At 61.8% G+C, this 22503-nt stretch carries 16 protein-coding genes and 2 tRNA genes; 14 read left to right on the top strand and 4 right to left on the bottom strand.

The genetic code is table 11. The annotated features are described in order from the left end of the window. The first annotated feature begins 1 nt into the window (after position 1). The 4 genes from ROSERS_RS19190 (at position 2) to ROSERS_RS19175 (ending at position 2528) form a co-directional block, all read left to right on the top strand. Positions 2–397 carry a HEAT repeat domain-containing protein gene (locus ROSERS_RS19190; RefSeq protein WP_041334126.1) on the top strand — a complete coding sequence of 132 codons (396 nt, stop codon included), beginning with the start codon at positions 2–4 and terminating at the stop codon, positions 395–397. Between the two features lie 103 nt (positions 398–500). Then, positions 501–992, top strand: a complete 492-nt coding sequence (locus ROSERS_RS19185; RefSeq protein WP_011958416.1) for a peptidylprolyl isomerase — start codon at positions 501–503, stop codon at positions 990–992. Between the two features lie 60 nt (positions 993–1052). After that, on the top strand, positions 1053–1628 hold the full coding sequence (locus ROSERS_RS19180; protein WP_011958415.1) for an acyltransferase: 576 nt from the start codon (positions 1053–1055) through the stop codon (positions 1626–1628). Positions 1629–1901: 273 nt separating this feature from the next. Then, complete coding sequence (locus ROSERS_RS19175; RefSeq protein WP_011958414.1) at positions 1902–2528, top strand: DUF1405 domain-containing protein; 627 nt, start codon at positions 1902–1904, stop codon at positions 2526–2528. Positions 2529–3156: 628 nt separating this feature from the next. Here the strand turns inward: ROSERS_RS19175 and ROSERS_RS19170 are convergent. Both ROSERS_RS19170 and ROSERS_RS19165 read right to left on the bottom strand, forming a co-directional pair. Further along, positions 3157–3246: transfer RNA gene (locus ROSERS_RS19170), tRNA-Ser, on the bottom strand. Between the two features lie 58 nt (positions 3247–3304). After that, a tRNA-Arg gene (locus ROSERS_RS19165) sits at positions 3305–3381 on the bottom strand. Between the two features lie 307 nt (positions 3382–3688). Between ROSERS_RS19165 and ppk1 the strand changes: the two genes are divergently transcribed. The 9 genes from ppk1 to ROSERS_RS19120 all read left to right on the top strand — a co-directional run bounded on the left by ppk1 (position 3689) and on the right by ROSERS_RS19120 (position 16450). Continuing rightward, complete coding sequence (gene ppk1, locus ROSERS_RS19160; protein WP_011958413.1) at positions 3689–5815, top strand: polyphosphate kinase 1; 2127 nt, start codon at positions 3689–3691, stop codon at positions 5813–5815. A 266-nt stretch (positions 5816–6081) separates the two neighbouring features. Continuing rightward, positions 6082–6678, top strand: a complete 597-nt coding sequence (thpR, locus tag ROSERS_RS19155) for an RNA 2',3'-cyclic phosphodiesterase (protein ID WP_232282679.1) — start codon at positions 6082–6084, stop codon at positions 6676–6678. Between the two features lie 89 nt (positions 6679–6767). After that, positions 6768–8006 carry an AI-2E family transporter gene (locus ROSERS_RS19150; protein ID WP_011958411.1) on the top strand — a complete coding sequence of 413 codons (1239 nt, stop codon included), beginning with the start codon at positions 6768–6770 and terminating at the stop codon, positions 8004–8006. Positions 8007–8202: 196 nt separating this feature from the next. Continuing rightward, a complete protein-coding gene (locus ROSERS_RS19145) occupies positions 8203–9387 on the top strand; it encodes a S1C family serine protease (protein ID WP_232282678.1) in 1185 nt (394 codons plus the stop codon). Positions 9388–9519: 132 nt separating this feature from the next. Next, positions 9520–11325: a cellulase family glycosylhydrolase gene (locus tag ROSERS_RS19140; RefSeq protein WP_011958409.1), complete on the top strand. Its 1806-nt coding sequence runs from the start codon at positions 9520–9522 to the stop codon at positions 11323–11325. A 145-nt stretch (positions 11326–11470) separates the two neighbouring features. Next, a complete protein-coding gene (locus ROSERS_RS19135; protein WP_011958408.1) occupies positions 11471–13264 on the top strand; it encodes a cellulase family glycosylhydrolase in 1794 nt (597 codons plus the stop codon). Between the two features lie 73 nt (positions 13265–13337). Beyond that, a complete protein-coding gene (locus ROSERS_RS19130; protein ID WP_011958407.1) occupies positions 13338–14336 on the top strand; it encodes a Uma2 family endonuclease in 999 nt (332 codons plus the stop codon). 94 nt (positions 14337–14430) lie between these two features. Continuing rightward, positions 14431–15423 (top strand): Uma2 family endonuclease, encoded by a 993-nt coding sequence (locus ROSERS_RS19125; RefSeq protein WP_011958406.1) that lies wholly within the window; start codon positions 14431–14433, stop codon positions 15421–15423. Between the two features lie 67 nt (positions 15424–15490). After that, entirely contained in the window at positions 15491–16450 is a 960-nt protein-coding gene (locus tag ROSERS_RS19120; RefSeq protein WP_011958405.1) for a Uma2 family endonuclease, read from the top strand. Positions 16451–16475: 25 nt separating this feature from the next. Here ROSERS_RS19120 and ygfZ read toward each other — a convergent pair whose 3' ends face one another. Further along, positions 16476–17438, bottom strand: coding sequence for a CAF17-like 4Fe-4S cluster assembly/insertion protein YgfZ (gene ygfZ, locus ROSERS_RS19115; protein WP_157041161.1), 963 nt, complete (start codon positions 17436–17438; stop codon positions 16476–16478). 129 nt (positions 17439–17567) lie between these two features. Between ygfZ and ROSERS_RS19110 the strand changes: the two genes are divergently transcribed. Further along, positions 17568–18047 (top strand): methyltransferase family protein, encoded by a 480-nt coding sequence (locus ROSERS_RS19110; RefSeq protein WP_011958403.1) that lies wholly within the window; start codon positions 17568–17570, stop codon positions 18045–18047. 6 nt (positions 18048–18053) lie between these two features. Here the strand turns inward: ROSERS_RS19110 and mutS are convergent, their stop codons facing one another. Continuing rightward, the gene (gene mutS, locus ROSERS_RS19105; RefSeq protein WP_011958402.1) at positions 18054–21311 is read right to left on the bottom strand and encodes a DNA mismatch repair protein MutS; all 3258 of its coding nucleotides are present in this window, start codon (positions 21309–21311) and stop codon (positions 18054–18056) included. Positions 21312–22503 lie beyond the last annotated feature (1192 nt).

Here is a 22503-nt window from a genome sequence, read left to right as displayed (position 1 = left end):
CGTGAGCACTGCCGTGCAGTTCTACTGTCCTGTCTGTTTTGCCGAGGTCGCGGCTGATGAGCGTGATGCGCCGTGCCGCGTCTGCGGCGCTCGCGCGGAGGAGTGGCAGCGCCGCGACTATACCGAACGCCTCATCCATGCGCTCCGACATCCTAACCCGGAAGTGCGCATGGGCGCGATTATTTCGCTGGGTAACCGGCGCGACCCGCGGGCTGCGCTTCCGCTTGCCGAATGCGCCCTGGCGCATCCCATCGATGTCGTGCAAGCGCTCGCCATTGTCAGGGCGCTGCATGCAATCCTCCCGGCGCCGGAGCGGGAGACGGCGCTGGACATGCTTGCCGCTCATCCGGCGCGCGCGGTTCGTCGCGCAGTTGCGCGCATGCGCAGTGAACCATAATACCATTCCGATCACAGTGACCTGTGCTATAATTTTTTCTGCCACCACGTACATCAGCAGCAAGATGATCGCCATTTCTTTCGATTGAACAAGGAACAGAATCATGCCGCCAAAACAATGGGCATCCCCTCCACCGATGCAGATCGACCCGAACCGCCAGTACCGTGCACGGATGATGACCTCCAAAGGCGAAATCGTCATCGACCTGGCTGCCCGGTATGCGCCGAAGACGGTCAATAATTTCGTCTTTCTGGCAAACGAGGGGTTCTATAACGGCGTCGTCTTCCACCGTGTCATCAGCAACTTCGTCATTCAGGGCGGCGACCCGACCGGTACAGGGCGCGGCGGGCCCGGCTATACGTTCGAGGATGAGGTCGATCCGAAGAAAAACCTGCTGAAACACGAGGCCGGGGTGTTATCGATGGCGAATGCCGGACCAAACACGAACGGCAGCCAGTTTTTCATCACCCACTCGCCGCAACCACACCTCAATGGAAAGCACACTGTCTTCGGCAAAGTCACCAGCGGGATGGACGTTGTCAACGCTATCCGCCAGGGGGACCAGATCCTGAATGTAACCATCGAGGTTCTGTAGCCGCGCATGGACGAATCGTTCGACATTGCCGGACAAACATCCGCCCTGCCACACCCGATCATGCCGCCTCTGACGCCAGTCGCTGGCATCAACGCGCCGTCGCTCCCGGCGCCCGGTCCCGATGGATTGGGAAGCAGTGCGGCGCGTAAGGCGCGATTGCACATCGCACCATCGCCAGGACCGCACAACGCGCTCTGGTATTTTCCGCGCGTCACCGGCGGTCACCTGCGCGTCGCGCGTAATGCGCTGATCATTCAGATCGCCCGATACACGCCATCACTGGCGCTCAAGAACGCACTCTACCGCCTGATCGGTATGCGGGTCGGCAGCCACGTCTCGGTTGGTCTGATGGTTATGTTCGATATCTTTTTCCCGCAGGATGTCACCCTTGGCGACAACTGCATCATCGGCTACAATTCAACCATCCTCTGTCACGAATTCACCCGTCATGAATGGCGCCGCGGACCGGTCTGGATCGGACGGGACGTAACCATCGGCGCAAACACGACGATCCTGCCGGGTGTCGTGATCGGTGATGGCGCGACGGTCTCGGCGATGAGCCTGGTGAACCGTGATGTGCCGCCGGGAGCGTTTGTCGGCGGAGTGCCGGTGCGAATGTTGAACGGTGGACGTTGAAGGTTGAAGGTTGAAGGTTGAAGGTTGAAGGTTGAAGGTTGAAGGTTGTGGGTTGAAAGTTGAAGGTTGAAGGTTGAAGGTTGAAGGTTGAAGGTTGTGGGTTGAAAGTTGAAGGTTGAAGGTTGAAGGTTGTGGGTTGAAGGTTGTGGGTTGAAAGTTGAAGGTTGAAGGTTGAAGGTTGTGGGTTGAAGGTTGAAGGTTGTGGGTTGAAAGTTGAACGCCTGCCCTGGGCGCAGCGCGGGAGTTGAGTTCTGACTTCAAGGGTTCATCACAATGATACGCCTGACACACTGGCTCTTCGAGTTCATTCTGCGCACGCCGATTATCTTCTGGTGCTGCGTCGTCGCTAACCTGATCGGCGCGGTGTGGGGCGCAGCGGTCTGGTATGGTCCGATGCTGGCGGCATCGCCGCTGTGGGCATGGCCCTTCATTCCCGATTGCCCACTCGCAGCGTTTCTCGGCACAATTGCGCTCTTTGGCATGCGTGCAGGACGACGCTGGACTCTCTTCTATACGCTGACAGCGTTCGCGTGCATACACTACGGCATCTGGACGCTGGTATTCTGGTTGCGTCAGTGGACAGGATCAGGCGTGATCGATCCGTTCGAGATGGTGCTGTTCGTCACCCATATTGGTTTGCTGTGCGAGGGGGTACTGTTCGCCACGCGCCTGGGCGATGTATCGTTTCCGCAACGACTCACTGTCATTGGCTGGTTTGTCCTGGCATTTGGCGTCGATTACGGGTTGGGGTATCACCCGCCGCTGGCGAGCCACGTGACGTTCGATTTCATCATGTGGTTAACGGTTGCGCTCACGGGCGGGTTGAGCATCGCGTTGCTGGCGCTGCCGCGCACCGTCGCACAACCGGCGCGCCTGTCGACCACGACGGTCGAGGGATAGTGGGAGAGGTTAGGGGGTTGAAGGTTGAAGGTTGGCACATTGGTTGAAGGTTGAACGTTGAACGTTGAACGTTGAAGGTGGGAACGTTGAAGGTGGAACGTTGAAGGTGGGAGCGTTGAAGGTGGAACGTTGAAGGTGGGAGCGTTGAAGGTGGAACGTTGAAGGTGGGAGCGTTGAAGGTGGAACGTTGAAGGCGGGAGCGTTGAACGTTGAAGGTTGAAGGTGGAGCGTTGAAGGTGGAACGTTGAACGTTGAAGGTGGGAGCGTTGAACGTTGAAGGTTGAAGGTGGAGCGTTGAAGGTGGGAGCGTTGAAGGTGGGAGCGTTGAAGGTGGAGCGTTGAAGGTGGAGCGTTGAAGGTGGAACGTTGAAGGCGGGAGCGTTGAAGGTGGAACGTTGAAGGTTGGAGCGTTGAACGTTGAAGGTTGAAGGTGGAGCATTGAAGGTTGAAGGTTAAACACAGAGGTCGAGGAAGTGAGGACTGTACAGGAAACGGGTTGCAGATTCCATCAAGCGATCTAACCCATAACCCCTGATCCTGTTCTCAGTTCTCAGTTCTCGGTTCTCAGTTCTCGCTTCTTGGTTCTTGGTTCTTGGTTCTTGGTTCTCAGTTCTCGGCTCTCGGTTCTTGGCGGGGAGGGTGGGATTCGAACCCACGTGGGCTTTCAGACCCAACTCGTTTTCGAGACGAGCACGTTCAACCGCTCCGTCACCTCCCCATCTTAAGGGCTAGATGAAGGGCGGCTCGCCAGCCGGCGCAGCCGCCCCTGTTTGTGCTGGCGACTCTGGGGCGATTCGAACGCCCGACCTCTTCCTCCGCAGGGAAGCGCTCTAATCCGCTGAGCTACAGAGTCATGTTCTGTACGCTGCTACTATACCACGAATCGGCGTCCTGTGCAACCGGGGATCACGTGGAAGCAGGGCAAACGAAGGGGTCGCCTTTGCCTGCCCTGCCGGGGGGCGCGTTGTTATGGCGTATTCCGCCACTTTGTTAATCTCACGGTTGCGCCCCTGCTATCCACAATGGTATACTGACACTATCGTGTTCCTCGAACAACGCGCCATACTGTTGAACTGGATCATCAAAACCTCAACGCCCAATGGCGACCGGATCGAGACGATTGCGTATCATTGAGAAGTATACGCAACAAGGATGTTGCGATGACGAGTGTTGCTTTTGAGACGATCGAGAATGATATGGCACTTCTGAGCGCTGCTTCGCCATACTTCAATCGTGAGCTCAGCTGGCTCGAATTCAACCGCCGGGTGCTGGAAGAAGCAATGGACGAGCGCCATCCGCTGTTGGAGCGCGTGAAGTTCCTTTCGATCTTCAGCACCAACCTCGATGAGTTCTTCATGATCCGTGTCGCGGGCTTGAAGCAACAGATCGCCGCCGGCGTCGCCAGTCGCTCACCGGACGGGCTGACCCCATCTGAACAATTGCACGCCATTCGCCGCGTCGTTATTCCGCTTCTTGAGCAGCATCGGTCCTGCTGGCTCGACGACATCAAGCCGAAGTTGCATGAGCAGGGCGTTCATGTGTTCGATTACCACGAACTGACGCCAGCGCAACGTGCAGCATGCGCCGAATACTTTGAGCGTGAGGTGTTTCCGGTTCTGACGCCGCTGGCCATCGATCCGGCGCATCCATTCCCGCATATCTCAAACCTGAGCCTGAATCTTGCAGTGGTGATCCACGATCCGGATGAGGGCGAACTCTTTGCGCGCGTCAAGGTGCCAGCAGTGCTGCCGCGCCTGGTGCCAATCGAAGGCGGTCTGTGCGATTCTCCGGATGATATTCCACCGGAACGACGCTACTGCTTCACCTGGCTCGAACAGATCATTACCGCCAATGTCGCATCGCTCTTCCCCGGCGAGGAGATCGTCGAATGCTATCTGTTCCGCATTACGCGCAACGCCGATATGGAAATCGAGGAAGAAGAGGCGGACGATCTGCTGCGCGTGATCGAAGAAGGGGTGCGTCAGCGACGATTTGGCGCCGTTGTGCGTCTGCAGGTGCAGCACTCGATGCCGGAACGGGTGCGCAATCTGTTGCTCACCAATCTGAAACTGACCCCCGACGACGTGTATGAGATGCGTGGACCGCTCGGTCTGTCGGATCTGATGCAGTTGACGAAAATTGACCGCCCCGACCTGAAAGATCCGCCGTTCTACCCGATACCCCCTGCGCCGTTGCAGAACGCGCGCAGCAGTGAGGAACTCTTCGCTGCGATTCGTCAACACGATATCCTGTTGCACCATCCATTTCACTCCTTCCAGCCGCTGGTATCGCTGATCCAGGCGGCTGCTGAGGACCCGAATGTGCTGGCGATCAAGCAGACGCTCTACCGCGTCGGGTCGAATTCGCCAATCGTGAAGGCGCTTATGCACGCGCGCGAGCAGGATAAGCAGGTGACCGTGCTGGTTGAGTTGAAGGCGCGCTTCGACGAGGAGAACAATATCATCTGGGCGAAACAACTCGAACGCGCGGGTGTGCACGTCGTGTATGGGTTGGTCGGGCTGAAAACGCATGCCAAACTGGCGCTGATCGTTCGCCGCGAGCACGATGGCTTGCGCCGTTATGTCCACCTCGGCACCGGCAACTATAATGCAACCACCGCTCGCATCTATACCGACCTTGGTCTGTTGACGGCGCGCCCCGATATTGCCGCCGATGTATCGGAACTGTTCAACCATCTCACCGGTTTCTCGCGTCAGCGGCACTATCGCAAACTGCTCGTCGCGCCGGTGAGCATGCGCGAATGTCTCGAAGCGTTGATCGAACGCGAGATCGCCCACGCGCAGGCGGGACGGCAGGGGCATCTGATTTTCAAATGCAACGCAATCGTCGATAAAAAGATTATCGATCTCCTCTATCGGGCTTCTCAGGCAGGCGTAACTATTGAGTTGATCGCGCGCGGCATCTGCTGCCTGCGCCCCGGAGTGCCAGGCTTGAGCGAACGCATCTCTGTGCGCAGTATCGTCGGGCGTTTCCTTGAGCACAGTCGCATCTACTACTTTGCGAACAACGGCAATCCAGATATCTACCTCGGCAGCGCCGACCTGATGGAACGTAACCTCGACCGCCGCGTCGAGACACTGTTCCCCATCGAGTCTGAGCCTTTGAAAGCGGAGATTCGTCAACTGCTCGATGTGTATTTGCGGGATACGTCGCGTGCACGCATTCTGATGCCCGATGGTTCATATGTGCGCGCCCGCCCGCCCGAAGGCGAGGCGCCGTTCGATAGTCAGGCGTTCCTCAGCCGCGATAATATGACGCCGCGGTAGGGGAGAACCAGGAACCAGGAACCGAGAACCAGGAACCAAGAACTGAGAGTGGGAGAGGCGCGAGGGGATGAGGCGCGAGAGGCAACGGGGCGCAGCGCTGCTGCGCCCGTATCGGCAGCAGGAGCAATGGCGGGGGTGGCGGCGAGAGGCAGCGGAGAGGCGCAGCGCTGCTGCGCCCGTGCCGGCAGCGGGAGCAGTGGCGGCGGCGGGAGGCGATCCGATCAACACCTCAATGCCTCAATGTCTCTGTTAGTACAACCATGAATATGGCGACATATCGTCTATTCATTGCTGTTGAACTGCCCGACACGCTCCGCGAGGAACTGGCAGATCTGCAAACGCGTCTTAAGCGCGATCAGCCGCCAGTGCGCTGGGTGAAACCTGAAGCGATGCACCTGACGCTCTGGTTCCTGGGGGATGTTCCAGGCGATCAGGTTTCGCATTTGAAGATTGCAATGATGTTGTCGTTCGCCGGGCAGCAGGCAGCGCACATCAGGCTTGGCGCTCCCGGCGCTTTCCCCAACCTGCAACGCCCACAGGTCATCTGGGTTGGGCTGGCGGAAGGCGAAGCGCACCTGCGCTCGTGGTATGATGCGCTGGCGCGTCGCCTGCCATCTCTCGGATTTCACCCTGACCCCCGACCGTTTCGACCGCATCTGACCCTGGGGCGAGTGCGCCACGAGGCGTCGGCGGAACAGCAGCAGCGGCTTGGCGCTGCGCTCCGCTCTCTGAAACTCTCTTCCAACCATACGTGGAATCTTCAGCGCGTGGTGCTGTTCCGCAGCGATCTGCGTCCCGAAGGACCACGCTATACGGCGCTGGCGGAAGTGGATTTACAGGGGCTAGAGGCTGCCAGCGGTTAGGGGTTCAACCTTCACTTCGACCTTCGACCTTCAACCTTCAACCTTCAACGTCCACCTTCCCAACTTGTCTCTGATGGTATAATAGGACCATGCTATCTGGACGACTCGCAACAGTAGCATTGTGGCTGCTGATCATTTGCGCTGCGGTTTTTCTGTTCGAGCGCGCAGTAGTTGTCGTTAGTTTTTTTGCTACGCCGCTCCTCCTTTTCGCCCTTGCCTGGCTGATCGCGGTCGTCCTGCAACCGCTGGTGTCACGCCTGACAGCGCTCGATCTCCCACCGATTACAATCCGCGCCCGTCGGGTTCCTCCACCACCGCGCCACCTTTCGCGCATGCTCTCGGTGGCGCTGATCTACCTGGCGCTGTTCGCCGCGCTGATCGTGGTGATCCTGTCGTTCGTACCGGCCATCACCCAGCAACTGACCACGCTGACCGGATCGGTGCCGACAACGGTCGAATCGATCGCCCGCTGGATCGGGCGACTGGATGAAAGTCTGGAACGCTTCGGATTTCGCGGCGATCTTACCGCAATTGTGCAACCTGAAGCGATCGCCCAGCAACTGACCGGCTTTGGCAGTGCAATGCTCCAGCAGTCGCTTGGTATTGCCGGCAGCATTGCCACCGTCCTGTTCAATATTTTTCTGGTGCTGATCCTCAGTTTCTATATCACGCTTGACGGTCCGCGCATGGGTAAGAGTTTCGTGGCTGTCCTGCCCCAATCCTGGCACGATGAAGTCGATAACCTTTTTGCCGTGATCGACCGGGTGTTTGGCGGGTTCATGCGGGCGCAGTTTGTGAACTCACTGTTGTACGGGGTTGCAAACGCGATTGTGATGGCGATGTTCGGTCTCGGCGATATTGCGCTTGCCAGTGTCGTCGCTGCCATACTTGTGTTCATTCCACTGGTAGGGGGGTTTTTCGCGCTGATCCCGCCGGCGCTTTTCGCCATTCTGTTTGCGCCTGATCGGTTGGGATGGCTGTTGCTGACGCTGCTCATCGTTCAGCAGGTGCAGTTCAATATTGTCATGCCGCGTCTGGTCGGGCAGGCAATCGGGTTGCATCCACTGCTCGTCTTTGCAGCACTGCTTCTCGGTGGAACAGTCGCCGGGGGCTGGGGCGTTCTGTTTGGCATCCCGGTCGCTGGCGTGATTGCCTCGATCACCCAGTTCTTCTATGAACGCGCCAGGCGCACAGCGATGATGCTTCCAACCGACGAGACATCTCCATCAGTCCCTCCCGCTGCTCCTGCATCGGTTGCCGATCCGGTCGCCGGTCATCCCTCGCCCGCCCCGGTTGTCGATCCGGTCTCCGGTCATCCCCCGTCGTAGCGCTTGACGCATCGGCAGCTCTCTTCTACAATACCGCTGTCGAGAAACGGTGTCGCACCTCAAATGCGACCTCGCCCTGTACACCTGAGAAGGCAGGGGCGTTGCGGTACAACGTCTCTCGTGTCGATCCGAATTTCCTTCCGCGCATTTCCGGGTTTGTGAGTGCAGAAACGGCGCCCTGGCTGGTTCGATACGTGTGCCACGCAGCATCATGGAAAACCGCTCCGGCGAGAAACGTTCCCCCTGTGTGATCTATGCGCTCCTTGGCGGATTGAGCCTGGTGAGCGGCGTTGTCGGCACACTTGTCGGCGGTGCGTTGATCTGGTTCTTTGTTGCGCGCCCGATTGCCGATCAAACAGCGCAGACGACCGTACCAGCCACGCTCCCCTCCACCCTTCTCCCATCTCCAACACCGCTGGTCGTCGCCACGGACGATCCGGTGCGCACGGCGCCGGCGCGTATCGCGCGCGAGGCAGGACCATCGGTGGTGACGGTGGTGTCGCAGTTGCCGCCGCAGGTCGGTTTCTTCGGCACATTCCAACCGCCGCCAGCGCGTGGTTCAGGAGTGATTATCGATCCGCGCGGGTACATTATCACCAACCACCACGTGGTTGAAGGCGCGCGGCAGTTGTACGTCATTCTTGCCGACGGACGACAGCGCCCGGCGCAATTGATCGGGAGCGACTACCCGTTCAGCGATCTGGCGCTGATCAAGATCGAAGGCGATACCTATCCCGCAGCCCGGTTGGGCGACTCTGACGCAGTCCAGGCAGGCGATTGGGTGGTTGCCATCGGCAGCGCCCTGGGCGACCTGCGCAACTCGGTAACGGTCGGTGTGGTCAGCGGGCTTGGACGGTCGCTGCAAACCCGCGACGTCGTACTGGACGACCTGATCCAGACGGATGCAACTATCAACCGCGGTAACTCTGGCGGTCCATTGTTGAACCTGGATGGCGAGGTGATCGGGATCAATACGGCGATCATACGCGGCGGCGCCGAACAGGCGGAAGGGATCGGGTTCGCCATTCCCAGTAACACCGTGCGCTATGTCGCCGATCAACTGATAACACGCGGCAGGGTGGCACGTCCATACCTGCCGATCGAATTCGTACCGATTACGCCGCGTCTGGCGGCGTGGTACAACCTGCCGGTCGATTACGGTCTCTTTATTCAGGCGGTCAGGCGTGGATCGGCGCTGGCGCAGGCTGGTGTGCAACCGGGTGATATCCTGTTATCACTCGGCGGTCAGCGCATCGATGAAGCCCATCCGTTGCTGCGTGTGCTGGCGCGACATCAGGTTGGCGAAGAGGTCGAGATCGAGATCTGGCGTGACAACGCCATACAGACAATACGGATCACGCTGGAAGAATTGCCCCGCTGAGGAACGTTGCCGTCGAGAGTCATGGATCGGTAATTTCCCCTTCAGGTGTGTGTCAGGAACCCATCAGTCGCTCCCGCTATACTTGCGGATAGCGACCGGTTGAAATCGTGTGATCGAGTGTAGAGGAGAGCCATGTTCCAGCAAATGAAGACCGCTATCCCCCGTCTCCTGTCGCTGTTGACGCTGATCGCCATCATCGTCGGCATCGTCGTCGCACCCCGCCAGAGTCGCGCCGCAGCGCGCAGCCCGGCTGAAGTCCCCGACACCTATCCGCCCTATCTCGCCCAGTACTATCCGCAGACCGGTCACTCCGCCGTCAATTCGTTCGAGCGCTTCTGGCGGAATACGCCCAACGCGCTCTTTGTGCTGGGCTATCCGATCTCTCGACCCTTTATTGAGGAAAGTTTCACCAATCCTGGCGAGTATTACCGCGTCCAGTACTTCGAGCGCGCGATCCTCGAGGAGCATCCGCAAAACTACGGCACGCCCTACTATATTCTGGGGCGATTGCTGGGAACGCAACTGGCAAAAGGACGCGAGAACGAACCGCCGTTCCAGCCGGTTCCCGATCCGCGCGACGGCACGTGGGATAGTGTGACGCGCCATACGCTGCGCAACTCGCCGGCGCCATTCCGCAGTTTCTGGCTCAACAATGGCGGGCTGGCGGTCTTCGGTCGCCCGATCTCCGAACAGTTCCAGGAAGTAAACAAGGCGGACGGCAAAACGTACTGGGTGCAATACTTCGAGCGCCAGCGGATGGAGTGGCACCCTGACGAGCCTGACCCGCGCTACCGCATTCTGCTCGGTCTGCTCGGCAATGAATACCGCGACGCCAATCATCGCAACAATCCGGCATTCACCCCCGCGCCCCGCGATGATGCACGCTCGCTGCCGCGCCCGTTCATCTACGGCTACAATGCGCATCTCTACCAGGATCGCGAACCCTGGCAGGATCGCAAGCGCGTGCTGCAACTGGTCAAGAACAGCGGCTTCGGTTGGGTGCGTCAGCAGGTGCGCTGGATGGATCTGCACGACCGTTCGGGTGCGATCTACTGGGAAGAACTCGACGACATCGTGCGCGATGCCAATGAGATGGGCGTGAAACTGTTCATCAGCGTCGTTGCCGCCCCCAGTTGGGCAACCGACAATGGACGCAACGGGTTGCCCAACCGCGCCAACATTGGTCAGTTCGCCTATTTTATGGGGGAAATGGCAAAACGCTACCGGGGCAGAGTCGGCGCGTATCAGATCTGGAACGAACAGAACCTGGCGGTCGAAAATGGCGGGCGGGTCGCTTCGGCGGCGCTCTACATGGACGTGCTGGTCGCCGGTGCGCGGGCGATCAAGGCGAATGACCCCTACGCGATTGTCGTATCGGGTCCGCCAGCAGCCACTGAAACGAACAACCCGAATATCGCCATCAGCGATCTGGCGTTCTTCCGGCAGATGTTCGCCGACCCGCGCTTCCGCGACGTCGTCGATGCGATTGGCGTCCACGCTGGCGGCACATCGAACCCGCCCGACAGCATGTGGCCCGACCGTCCCGGTCCCGGACCGAACTTTGTGACCAGTCGCGAGTTCTACTTCCGCCGCGTCGAGGATTACCGGGCGCTGGCGTTACAGTACGGTCTCGGCGACCGACAGATGTGGATCACGGAGTTCGGTTGGGCGACGCGCAACAATACGCCGGGGTACGAATTCGGCAACCAGATTTCGTTTGAACAGCAGGCAGAATGGATCGTGCGGGCGTTCCAGATCGGGCGGCGCGAATATGCGCCGTGGATGGGAGCGATGTTCCTGTGGAACCTGAACTTTGCCGTGCCGTGGGCGCAGCGCGAAGGCAACCCGCTCCACGAACAGGCATCGTTCGGCATCCTTAATGGCGACTGGAGTCCGCGCCCGGCATACCTTGCCCTGCAACGGATGCCGAAGGATTGAGAACATGTATCGGAATGGAGAGAAGGGGCGCGACGCCTGAAAAAGGCGAACGGCGCGCTCCTCTCCACAGGAACAACCGGCGCAAGATGCAAGACCAGCAGGCGCCGCATCGCTGACCGGTGGCAGAGATAGATGGAGAAGGTCTATGCGTTTCAAGCCATGGCTATCACTGGCCGTCCTGATCATGCTTGCTGGCGCCATGATCGTGCCGCTGCGCGCAACGGCGGCAGCGCGCAGTCCGGAGGAAGTGCCACCGACTCAACCGCCGTTCAAGGCGCGTTTGTTTGCTGAAACCGGGCACACTGCCGTCAATTCGTTTCTCTCCTTCTGGGAACGGACTCCCAACGCGCTCTTTGTGCTCGGCTATCCGATCTCGGCGCCGTTCATCGAAGAGAGTTTCACCAACCCCGGCGAGTATTACCGCGTTCAGTACTTTGAGCGGGCAGTCCTGGAGGAGCATCCTGAGAACTACGGCACCCCCTACTATATCCTGGGACGCCTGCTGGGGACGGAAATCGTCAAGGGGCGTGAGAATGAACCGCCGTTCCAGCCGGTTCCCGATCCGCGCGACGGCACGTGGGACAGCGTGACGCGCCATACGCTGCGCAACTCGCCGGCGCCGTTCCGCAATTTCTGGCTCAACAATGGCGGTCTTGCAGTGTTTGGGCGCCCGCTCTCCGAGCAGTTCCAGGAAGTAAACCAGGCGGACGGCAACGTCTACTGGGTGCAATACTTCGAGCGCCAGCGCATGGAGTGGCACCCCAACGAACCCGATCCGCGTTATCGCATTCTGCTTGGTTTGCTCGGCAACGAATACCGCGATGCGCACCACCAGGGGAATCCGGCGTTCAACCCTGGCGCCGTCGCGCCGGATCAACCGCCGCCCGCCCCATCGAACACATTTGCCTACGGCTACAATGTCATTCTGTATGGTCATGGATCGACATCGTGGCAGGATCGCCCACGCGCTCTGCGTCTGGTGAAGGAGAGCGGCTTCGGTTGGGTGCGCCAGCAGGTGCGCTGGATGGATCTGCACGACCGTTCCGGGGCGATCTACTGGGGCGAACTCGACGATATTGTGGAAGACTGTCATCGCGAAGGAGTAAAGGTGCTCTTGAGCGTCGTCGCTGCACCATCCTGGGCGACCCCCAACGGAAAGAACGGACTGCCGTCGCGCGAGCATTTCGGCACATTCGCCTATTTCATGGGTGAGATGGCGAAACGCTATCGCGGCAAAGTGCAGGCGTATGAGATCTGGAATGAACAGAACCTGGCGGTCGAAAACGGCGGACGTGTGCCGAATGCATCGTTCTACATGGATATGCTGGTGCAGGCGTCACAGGCGATCAAGGCGAACGATCCGGCGGCGCTCATCGTGTCGGGAGCGCCGTCGAGCACCGAGACGAATGCGCCAACCATCGCAGTCAGCGACCTGGTCTTCCTGCGCCAGATGTTCGCCGATCCGCGCTTCCGCGCCAACGTCGATATTGTTGGCGTGCACCCCGGTGGCGCCGCCAACCCGCCCGACACCTTCTGGCCCGATAATCCAGGACCGGGACCGGGATGGACCAACAGCCGCGAGTTCTACTTCCGTCGCGTCGAGGATGTGCGCGCGATCATGGTGCAATCGGGGTTGGGTGATATGCCAATGTGGGTAACGGAATTCGGATGGGCGACGCGCAACAATACGCCGGGGTACGGCTTTGGCAACCAGATCTCGTTCGAGAAGCAGGCGCAGTACATTGTGCGCGCCTACCAGATGGCGCGCACCAACTACGCCCCCTGGATGACCGGCATGTTCCTGTGGCAACTCAATTTCGCCGTTCCCTGGCGCGCGCAGGGCAACGAACTGCACGAACAGGCAAGTTATGGCGTTATCAACGGCGACTGGAGTCCACGCCCGGCGTACCTGGCGCTCAAGGCAATGCCGAAGGATTAAGAACGCAGTTCGACATCGGTGACAGACCCAGGGGATGCGGATGTGCCGCATCCCCTGTGGTATACTATAGGCTATGACCACCACCGCGTCACAAGCAGTTCCTGCGACCGCCGCTGACGCCGACCCGTTCCGCTACGGGTGGCGCATCGTGCGCCGCGACCTCGGCGACGGCTGCTTCGACGAAGAACTCGTCCCCCTGCGGCTCATCGACCTGCTGCACCCCGAGGAGGGCGACCAGGTGCTCTGCAATTACGACCACCAGCGGCGCGTCCGCTACCTCGCCAATGTCTTCCTTGCCCGCGTCGCCGACCGTCCCGACGCCGTCGTTCTCAGCGATGTGCGCATCGCCTGGGACATTCCTGACCTGCGCCCCCACGGTCCCGACCTGATGGTCATCTTCGGCGTCGCCGCCGTGCGCAACTGGAGCACCTTCGACGTGGCGCAGGAACAGGTGCGCCCGACCCTGATCGTCGAAGTGACCTCCCCCGAAACGCGCCGCTTCGACCTCTACGAGAAGGTCGACCACTACGACCTGGCGGGCGTGCCGTACTATGTGATTGTGGACGCCGTGGAGCGACGCGGGACGCCGACGGTGCGGGTGCTGGGGTATGAGCGCGCGGGCGCGGCGTACCGCGCGATGACGCCGGATGCGCGCGGGTGGCTGTGGCTGGAACCGCTGCGGGTCTGGATCGGGGTGCGCGACGGCGAGGTGTACTGCTTCGACGAACAGGGACGACAACTGGGAGATTACGCCGACCTGGTCACGCAGGTGATCGAGTCGGAGGAGCGGGTCGCCGAAGCGCTGGCGGAAGCCAAAGCGCAAGCGCAGGCGTGGATGAATGCCGAAGCGCGCGCTGCTGCAGCCGAAGCCCGCGCCGCCGCCGAAGCCCGCGCCCGCGCCGAAGCCGAGGAACAAGCGCGTCGTGAAGCCGAAGCTCGCGCAGCTGAGGCACGAGCGCGCGCCGAAGCCGAAGCCCGTGCCGAAGCCGAAGCCCGCGCCCGCGCCGAAGCCGAAGCCCGCTTGCGCGCGCTGGAAGCCGAACTGCGTCGTCTGCGCGGCGAGCAGCACTGACAGCGGCGGACATAGAGCGCAGATTGACGCCCGCGTCACGGCGAGGAGCATACGTGCGTTGCGCGCCTGTCGCTCTCGTGCTATACTGCACGCTATGACCACCGCTGCGTCACAACCGGCTCCTGCCGCTGCTGCCGACACCCCGCCCGATGACCCGTTCCGCTACGGGTGGCGCATCGTGCGCCGCGACCTCGGCGACGGCTGCTTCGACGAAGAACTCGTCCCCCTGCGGCTCATCGACCTGCTGCACCCCGAGGAGGGCGACCAGGTGCTCTGCAATTACGACCACCAGCGGCGCGTCCGCTACCTCGCCAACGTCTTCCTCGCCCGCGTCGCCGACCGTCCCGACGCCGTCGTTCTCAGCGATGTGCGCATCGCCTGGGACATTCCCGACCTGCGCCCCCACGGTCCCGACCTGATGGTCATCTTCGGCGTCGCCGCCGTGCGCAACTGGAGCACCTTCGACGTGGCGCAGGAACAGGTGCGCCCGACCCTGATCGTCGAAGTGACCTCCCCCGAAACGCGCCGCTTCGACCTCTACGAGAAGGTTGACCACTACGACCTGGCGGGCGTGCCGTACTATGTGATTGTGGACGCCGTGGAGCGACGCGGGACGCCGACGGTGCGGGTGCTGGGGTATGAGCGCGCGGGCGCGGCGTACCGCGCGATGACGCCGGATGCGCGCGGGTGGCTGTGGCTGGAACCGCTGCGGGTCTGGATCGGGGTGCGCGACGGCGAGGTGTACTGCTTCGACGAACAGGGACGACAACTGGGAGATTACGCCGACCTGGTCACGCAGGTGATCGAGTCGGAGGAGCGGGTCGCCGAAGCGCTGGCGGAAGCCAAAGCGCAAGCGCAGGCATGGATGAATGCCGAAGCGCGCGCTGCTGAAGCTGAAGCGCAGGCGCAGCGTGAAGCAGCCCGTGCCGAAGCCGAAGCCCGCGCCCGCGCCGAAGCCGAAGCGCAGGCGCAGCGTGAAGCAGCCCGTGCCGAAGCCGAAGCCCGCGCCCGTGCCGAAGTGGAAGCCCGGTTGCGCGCGTTGGAAGCGCATCTGCGCGCGCTGGGGGTCGATCCGGACAACGCATAGGACGGCACCGCAATGTCAGACGCTTGTCTGTGTCCCATACGCTCTCGATCTCTGCTATACTGAAACCATGACGACCGCAACGACCAGACCAACTCCCGCTGCCGACACCCCGCCCGATGACCCGTTCCGCTACGGGTGGCGCATCGTGCGCCGCGACCTCGGCGACGGCTGCTTCGACGAAGAACTCGTCCCCCTGCGGCTCATCGACCTGCTGCACCCCGAGGAGGGCGACCAGGTGCTCTGCAATTACGACCACCAGCGGCGCGTCCGCTACCTCGCCAACGTCTTCCTCGCCCGCGTCGCCGACCGTCCCGACGCCGTCGTCCTCAGCGACGTGCGCATCGCCTGGGACATTCCCGACCTGCGCCCCCACGGTCCCGACCTGATGGTCATCTTCGGCGTCGCCGCCGTGCGCAACTGGAGCACCTTCGACGTGGCGCAGGAACAGGTGCGCCCGACCCTGATCGTCGAAGTGACCTCCCCCGAAACGCGCCGCTTCGACCTCTACGAGAAGGTCGACCACTACGACCTGGCGGGCGTGCCGTACTATGTGATTGTGGACGCCGTGGAGCGACGCGGGACGTCGACGGTGCGGGTGCTGGGGTATGAGCGCGCGGGCGCGGCGTACCGCGCGATGACGCCGGATGCGCGCGGGTGGCTGTGGCTGGAACCGCTGCGGGTCTGGATCGGGGTGCGCGACGGCGAGGTGTACTGCTTCGACGAACAGGGACGACAACTGGGAGATTACGCCGACCTGGTCACGCAGGTGATCGAGTCGGAGGAGCGGGTCGCCGAAGCGCTGGCGGAAGCCAAAGCGCAAGCGCAGGCGTGGATGAATGCCGAAGCGCGCGCTGCTGCAGCCGAAGCCCGCGCCGCCGCCGAAGCCGAAGCTCGCGCAGCTGAGGCACGAGCGCGCGCCGAAGCCGAAGCCCGTGCCGAAGCCGAAGCCCGCGCCCGCGCCGAAGTGGAAGCCCGCTTGCGCGCGCTGGAAGCCGAACTGCGTCGTCTGCGCGGTGAAGAAGCGTAAGACTGCTGGATGGATGTCTCTGCCTTTACGCCGCAAACGGCAGTTCGACTACTCTGCCTGTTACTCCGGTCCCTTCCACTCCAACAACTGTTCCCGGTTCAGCATACACTGTACGCACATATGCCAGCGCGATGGGACCGAACCGTGGCGATACCGCAGCACTGGTGAGATCACCGGCATCTCTGCCGTCACAGACCAGTTTCGCGGGCGAGGCAACCGGTTGACTCAATTGGAGACCACACAGGCGCTTCGCCAGGCGACCGCGACTCTCCATCCGCGCGATGATTTCCTGACCGACGTAACATCCTTTGCTGAAACTGACTGCATCCAGCAAGCCGGTTTCCAGCGGAATATACTCCTGACTCAACTCGCGCCCGAATGCGCCGTATCCCCGTTCGATCCGCAGCACATCGAGCGTGTCGCCGTCGATCGGCGTTGCACCAGCGGCAAGGAGCGCAGCCTGGACGGCATCATACCCGTCGGACGGAACATACAGCGTAAAACTGTCACCGCCAATCGGCTTGCGGCGCGCTATCAGCAGACTGACCCCCGCAATGGCAGTTGTCGTGATACCATGGAGTGGCAGGTCAATGGCAGCACCGGTCAGTTCTGCAATCAGGCGAGCCGCCTGCGGTCCATACAACGCCAGTTGCGCGTGGGTGCGCCCGGCTGCGTCCAGGGTCACCTGGTCATTGAAAAAGATGTTGCGGCGCAAATGCCCGAACACCGGCGGTCCCTGATCGGGACTGGTCACGATCAGCAGCGCATCGTTCAATGCGTGGACGGTCAGCAGATCGATGATCCGCCCAATCGGGGTTGTGAGGACGGTCAGCGTCCCTTCACCCGGCTTCAGTCGTTCGATGTCGTTGGTTGAGAGGCGATGGAGCAGCGCCGCGCGGTCGCGTCCGCGCATAAAGATCCGTCCGGCAGTGCGCTCATCAGCGATAACAGCACGCTCCAATGCGCTGGCATACATATCTCGATCCATGCAGAGCTCCATACCGGCACTCACCCGGCGCTGCCGGTGCAGCAACGTGTTCAATCAAGGACGAAGACCGGCGACCATCACGGGTGTTTTGTTCTGACAACGCCTGACATGATACAGAAGGTGCGGATCATGATGCAAACATTCATCGAACGAGGCGGGTGGTGGGTCACCGCTCAGTTTGGTCTGCTGTTCGCGCTCGTGGCGGCGCCGCCGGAACTTCCGGGACTTCCGACGCTTGCGACGATCCTGGGACAGGGAGCGTTGATTGTCGGTGTAGTGCTGTGTGGATGCGGCGCAATGCTGGCAGGCGCCGGATTGTTGCATCTCGGCGCAAATCTGACCCCCTTTCCGCGCCCGCGCGACGATGGCAGGCTGGTGCAGCATGGCGCATATGCGATCGTGCGTCACCCGATCTATAGCGGGATCATTATCGGCGCATTCGGCTGGTCGCTGCTGCGCGGCAGCATCATCGCACTGGTATTGAGCGTTGCGTTGCTGGTCTTCTTCCACCTCAAATCGCGCCGTGAGGAACGCTGGCTGGTCGAGCGCTACCCGGAGTACGCCGACTACCAGAAGCGGGTGAAGAAGATCATCCCGTTCATCTGGTAACCTGTATCACCCGCCGCCAGCGCGCGCCAGTTTTTGCAGTTCATGCAATTTGTTGAGCGCCTCCAGCGGCGTCAACTGATTGATATCGATCCGGCGCAGCATCTCGATCACCGGTCCGGGTGCCAGGTCGAAGAGTGAGAGTTGCCCGTCGGGAAGCGTGCGACCCTGCTCGCCGCGCGCCGCGCCAGCACCGGACGATGACGCACGTCCCGCAGATCGGCGGTCGTCACCGCGTGCAGGAACCGTCGGCGGCGCACTGCGCGGCGCGCGGCGTTCCAGTTCCGCCAGTAACTCGCTCGCCCGACGAATGACCGATTGAGGGATGCCCGCCAGTTCCGCAACGTGAATGCCATACGAGCGGTCGGCGCCGCCGGGACGCAGTTCGTGGAGAAACACTACCCGCCCATCCTGCTCGGTTGCTGCCATGTGGTAGTTCTTGAGACGTGGCAGGGTGCGTTCCAGGTCGGTCAGTTCGTGGTAATGGGTTGCGAAGAGGGTGCGACACCCAAGACGCGGCTCGTTGTGAATGTACTCGATGACCGCCTGCGCAATTGCCATCCCGTCGTAGGTGCTGGTGCCGCGACCGACCTCGTCCAGGATGATCAGGCTGCGACGGGTGCTCTGCGCCAGTAATGCCGCAGTCTCGGTCATTTCGACCATAAACGTGCTACGACCGGTGGCAATATCGTCCTGAGCGCCGATGCGCGTGAAAATGCGATCAACCAGCCCGATCTCGGCGGCATCGGCGGGTACGAATGACCCAATCTGCGCCATCAGGGCGATGAGCGCCACCTGGCGCAACACCGTACTCTTGCCGCTCATATTGGGACCGGTGATCAGGCAGATCTGGCGCGTCTCCGTGTCCATCTCGATGTCGTTTGGAACGAACGTCTCATCGAGGGTCTGCTCGACGACCGGATGCCGCCCGCCGACGATCCGCAGGCGGGTATCGTCGTACAGTTCGGGGCGCACGTAACGCCCGCGTACTGCCGCTTCCGCCAGCGCTGCAAACACATCGATGGTTGCGATCATGCGCGCCGTGCGCAACAACCGCGCTCCGGCGCCGGTCACCACATCGCAGATTCGCGCAAAAGCGCGTCGTTCGAGATCGATCAAACGCTGCTGCGCCTGCTCAACGATCTCCTCATAGCGCTTGAGTTCATCGGTGAAATAGCGTTCGCCGGTTGTCAGCGTCTGTTTGCGGATGTAGTGTTTCGGCACCTGATCGGCGTAGGTTTTGGGCACTTCGATGTAATAGCCAAAGACGCGGTTATAATCGACGCGCAGCGACTTGATGCCGGTGCGCTCCCGCTCTTTCGGTTCAAGTTCGCTGATCCAGCGCTGTGCGTCACGGCTTGCCGCCACCACCTGATCGATCTCCGGTTCAAAACCGGGGCGGATAACGCGACGCGGCGGCTCGCCGTTCTCCCCTGCGCGCAGATAGTTGGACGCGCCAAGCAGCGCAGGCGGCTCGTCATCGATGGCGGTCTCCAGGAATGCCAGCATATCGGCGCACGGATCAAGCGCCAGCGTTTCGGTCGCCTGGTCGTCCACGAACGCTGTGACGGGAGAGGCTTCATCATCTGCCGATGGTTGTGTTCCGACGGCATGGTTCGACGACCCGACGGGCGGTGCGTTTTGCTCTTCCTCCCCAAACAGGTCTTCATCGGCGTAGCGCGCCGATACCCGCCGACGCGCCTCGCGCTGTGCGCGCAGACTGACCGCCGACGTCTGGTTCGGTTCGATGCGCTCATTGCCGTTTTCCGTCAGCGACACGGGATCGGTCGCTGCGGACGGCGGGAGGGTGCGCACACCAGTGAGATCGATCTCGCCCGGCGGCGGCGTCCAATCGCCGAGCGCGGCGACAAGTTCAGGGAGCGCACGCAACGCATCGCGCAACCGCGCCATATCGCGCGGCGTTGCCACCCCAACCCCCTGAATGATCCGGTTGACGACCCGTTCCATGTCGCCGACTCGTCGCAGGGTTTCGCGCACCGATGCGCGCAGGATGGCATCGGTGACAAAGCGTTCCACTGCGTCGTGGCGGGCATGCAGCCGCGTCAGATCGCACAGCGGCTGCGAAACCCAGCGGCGCAGCAGGCGCGCCCCCATTGGTGTGCGCGTCTGATCGAGCACACCGATCAACGAGCCGCGCGTCGTGCCGCTGGCGCCTTCCAGCAATTCGAGGTTCCGCTGAGTCTGCGGATCGAGGAACATCGCATCGCCGGGGGTGTAAGCGCGGATCGAGCGCAGATTTGCGACCACTCCCTGCTGCGTTTCGCGCGCGTACTGCACGATAGCGCCAGCGGCGCGGATCGCCAGCGGACGGTCTTCCAGCCCGAAACCGGCGAGCGAACGGACGCCGAACTGGTGGAGCAGCGTATCGTGCGCATTACGCAGATCCCAGCGTCGTTCGGGCCAGGCGGTCACGCGCCCGTGCGCCCAGCGCGCGTTGTTTTCACGCTCAACACGCCGCGCCACCCGTTCACCCGGAAGGAGCAGTTCGCGCTCTTCGCGGGTGAGGAACTCCAGGTCCTGCTCGAGGCGAGCGCTGGACGGCTCAAGACCGGGCAGGCGCAGGTCGGCGCGGTCGGGAACCAGGATTTCGGCGGCATTGAGGCGCGTCAGTTCTCCCTGCGCCTGTTGCGCCGCACGTTCGCCGCTGAACTCGACGGCAGCGAACTCACCGGTGCTCAGGTCGGCGTATGCCAGACCGATCCGCCCGTGATCGGCGATCAGAGCGGCAAGGTAGTTGTTGCGCTCGGCAGGGATCATGCCGCTTTCGATGATCGTGCCGGGCGTTATCACCCGTACCACCTTGCGCTCGACCATCCGGTTGCTGCCGGTGAGCGACGTTTGCTCAATGCCAGCGGCGAAGATCGAACGTGGGCGCGTATCGGTGCGACTGGAAGGGGTCTCAGTGATCTGCTCGGCGATAGCGACGCGATACCCGGCGCCGACGAGCCGCGCCACATACCCTTCGACCGCGTGGTACGGTATGCCTGCCATCGGGCAGCGCTGCTTCTGGTCGCGCCCCTTCTGGCTGGCGAATTCTTTGTAAGTCAGCGTCACTTCGAGCAGATCGGCGACCAGTTTGGCATCATCGTCGAACGTCTCGTAAAAATCGCCCAGACGGTAGAGCAGAATAGCGTCGGGGTGCGCAGCTTTGAGGCTGCGATACTGGCGATACCAGGCGTGCAACTCGAGACCGGGGAACTCTTGCTGCAACTGGCGCTCGAAGGCGCGGCGCTCGGCAGGGGTCATACGTTGCTCCACTCTGTTTGCACGTCGTTTCTCGTACCGATGTTCTATTATAGCATTGATTGGCGATCGGTTGATCGGTGCGCGGGAGTCAGTCGCCTGTATGCGCGCCGGAGGCGCGCGCTCCCAGGCACTGCCATCCCCTGGGTGCGCCAGCGTCCCCGCCCGCAGGCGCGCCGGAGGCGCGCGCTCCCAGGCACTGCCACCTTACAGGGGCAGGTTTTTTGGGGAAGCCCCTGCGCGCCATCTTCCGTTTCAGGCATCAAGACGCCCAAACGCCCCTTCTCCCCTTGTGGGAGAAGGGGGCAGGGGGGATGAGGGGCAACAGGGCGGGAATGCAGCACACCGCGCATTGCTCCTGAGAACTCTACCCTTGAGAAGGCACGACCACCTCGCGGGTGTGCGGGCGTCCCCGCCCGCAGGCGCGCCGGAGGCGCGCGCTCCCAGGCACTGCCACCTTACAGGGGCAGGTTTTTTGGGGAAGCCCCTGCGCGCCATCTTCCGTTTCAGGCATCAAGACGCCCAAACGCCCCCTTCTCCCCTCGTGTAGCAGTTCTCACAAAGGTTGAACCTGATAGACAGGTTGAACACTCCTGGGAATAGCGCGCCCCACACGGCGACCGAAATGAATTTCGGTCTACGCTCTGCCGGCAACGGGCGCCTCGCACAACATGGCAGACCAGGACAGGGGTCAACGTATCTGAGAACTGCTAGTGAGAGAAGGGGGCAGGGGGGATGAGGGGCAACAGGCGCGGGAATGCAGCACACCGCGCATTGCTCCTGAGAACTCTACCCTTGAGAAGGCACGACCACCTCGCGGGTGCGCGGGCGTCCCCGCCCGCAGACGCGCCGGAGGCGCGCGCTCCCAGGCATTGCCACCTTACAGGGGCAGGTTTTTTGGGGAAGCCCCTGCGCGCCATCTTCCGTTTCAGGCATCAAGACGCCCAAACGCCCCCTTCTCCCCTTGTGGGAGAAGGGGGTAGGGGGGATGAGGGGCAACAGGCGCGGGAATGCAGCACACCGCGCATTGCTCCTGAGAACTCTACCCTTGAGAAGGCACTGCCACCTCGCGGGTGTGCGGGCCTCCCCGCCCGCAGGCGCGCCGGAGGCGCGCTCCCAGGTATTGCCACCTTACAGGGGCAGGTTTTTTGGGGAAGCCCCTGCGCGCCATCTTCCGTTTCAGGCATCAAGACGC

Origin of the sequence: Roseiflexus sp. RS-1 (genome assembly GCF_000016665.1) — a bacterium.
In the GTDB taxonomy this organism is placed as follows: domain Bacteria; phylum Chloroflexota; class Chloroflexia; order Chloroflexales; family Roseiflexaceae; genus Roseiflexus.
The sequence above is the reverse complement of the archived record's forward strand: the minus strand, read 5'-3'. Positions and strand labels throughout refer to the sequence as shown.

What these genes read in the sequence shown, in the direction of transcription:
- ROSERS_RS19185 (WP_011958416.1), top strand. Translation starts at nt 501, where the DNA reads ATGCCGCCAAAACAATGGGCATCCCCTCCACCGATGCAGATCGACCCG.
- ROSERS_RS19180 (WP_011958415.1), top strand. Translation starts at nt 1,053, where the DNA reads ATGCCGCCTCTGACGCCAGTCGCTGGCATCAACGCGCCGTCGCTCCCG.
- ROSERS_RS19175 (WP_011958414.1), top strand. Translation starts at nt 1,902, where the DNA reads ATGATACGCCTGACACACTGGCTCTTCGAGTTCATTCTGCGCACGCCG.
- ppk1 (WP_011958413.1), top strand. Translation starts at nt 3,689, where the DNA reads ATGACGAGTGTTGCTTTTGAGACGATCGAGAATGATATGGCACTTCTG.
- thpR (WP_232282679.1), top strand. Translation starts at nt 6,082, where the DNA reads ATGGCGACATATCGTCTATTCATTGCTGTTGAACTGCCCGACACGCTC.
- ROSERS_RS19150 (WP_011958411.1), top strand. Translation starts at nt 6,768, where the DNA reads ATGCTATCTGGACGACTCGCAACAGTAGCATTGTGGCTGCTGATCATT.
- ROSERS_RS19140 (WP_011958409.1), top strand. Translation starts at nt 9,520, where the DNA reads ATGTTCCAGCAAATGAAGACCGCTATCCCCCGTCTCCTGTCGCTGTTG.
- ROSERS_RS19135 (WP_011958408.1), top strand. Translation starts at nt 11,471, where the DNA reads ATGCGTTTCAAGCCATGGCTATCACTGGCCGTCCTGATCATGCTTGCT.
- ROSERS_RS19130 (WP_011958407.1), top strand. Translation starts at nt 13,338, where the DNA reads ATGACCACCACCGCGTCACAAGCAGTTCCTGCGACCGCCGCTGACGCC.
- ROSERS_RS19125 (WP_011958406.1), top strand. Translation starts at nt 14,431, where the DNA reads ATGACCACCGCTGCGTCACAACCGGCTCCTGCCGCTGCTGCCGACACC.
- ROSERS_RS19120 (WP_011958405.1), top strand. Translation starts at nt 15,491, where the DNA reads ATGACGACCGCAACGACCAGACCAACTCCCGCTGCCGACACCCCGCCC.
- ygfZ (WP_157041161.1), bottom strand. Translation starts at nt 17,438, where the DNA reads ATGGATCGAGATATGTATGCCAGCGCATTGGAGCGTGCTGTTATCGCT.
- ROSERS_RS19110 (WP_011958403.1), top strand. Translation starts at nt 17,568, where the DNA reads ATGATGCAAACATTCATCGAACGAGGCGGGTGGTGGGTCACCGCTCAG.
- mutS (WP_011958402.1), bottom strand. Translation starts at nt 21,311, where the DNA reads ATGACCCCTGCCGAGCGCCGCGCCTTCGAGCGCCAGTTGCAGCAAGAG.